Origin of the sequence: Yersinia sp. 1252 StPb PI, assembly GCF_048593885.1 — a bacterium.
Lineage (GTDB): Bacteria > Pseudomonadota > Gammaproteobacteria > Enterobacterales > Enterobacteriaceae > Yersinia > Yersinia enterocolitica_E.
The window spans coordinates 1-1,006 of the sequence record NZ_JAZGQE010000406.1; the positions used below are offsets into that span (position 1 = coordinate 1).

The following is a 1,006-nucleotide window of genomic DNA, read 5'->3' on the forward strand; positions in this document are numbered from 1 at the left end:
CGAAGAAAATTGCTGAACATCAAGAAAATCCAGAATATATATCTAAAGTTTTTTTTGAAACACTTTATTCCAAATCAATATTATGCGCCATTTCTATTCTTATAATTATTTTACTTACGATTACAAGTACGCATGCTGTTATCCAAAGTGAGTTGATTTATACTGTATTAATGTTAATTGGTACCACGTTAATGCCAGCGTGGTTTTTCCAAGGCATAGAAAAACTATCTGTTGTGACAAATTTAATGATAGTGGCAAAGCTATCAATGCTACCTTTATTTTTTATTTTTGTTCACAGTGATGCGGATATAAAATATGCAGTAATAATTCAATCGTCAATGAATTTATTGGCTGGTATCATAGCAATAATATATATATATCGGAAAAAACTTGTAAGAGTAGTTAACTTCTCTAGTCTAAAGATAGCGCATACATTAAAAGATTCTTTCCCGATATTTTTTGCAACATTATCTATTAGTCTTTATACCATGAGTACAACAATTATAATTGGTATATTCAGTAATGTTTATGAAGTCAGTATATTTACGGCAGCTGATAGAGTTAAAGGGGCTATTTTAGGTATATTTTTAGTTCTAGGAAATGCATTTTACCCCAGAATAAATTCGTTATTGGTTAATAAAAAAGAAGAGGCCTACTCTTTAATCAGAAAGATTTTCTATTGGCAGGGTGGCTTGTGCATTGCTATAACAATATGTGTCATAGTTTTCTCTAAATTGATTACTAAAATAATGTTTGGCTCTGAATATTCGGAGGTATCAACACTTTTAATTTTATTTTCTCCTGTTTATATTCTGGTTATACAATCGACTGTACTAGCTAACTACATTTTATTACCTCATGGGTATAAGAAATCCTATACGATTTTACCAATGATTTCGGCAGTAATTCATATCCCTCTTTGTGCATATCTTGCCTCTAAATATGGAGCTTGGGGCGGTATTATTTCAATTATTACTATTGAGGCTTTATCATTTATATGTTTGAT

The 1,006-nt window shown here is 30.3% G+C and carries 1 protein-coding gene; it reads left to right on the forward strand.

The features are described from left to right. Positions 1–1,006, forward strand: a 1,006-nt coding sequence (locus V2A85_RS23935) for an oligosaccharide flippase family protein (RefSeq protein ID WP_420072588.1), incomplete at both ends; no start/stop codon positions are given.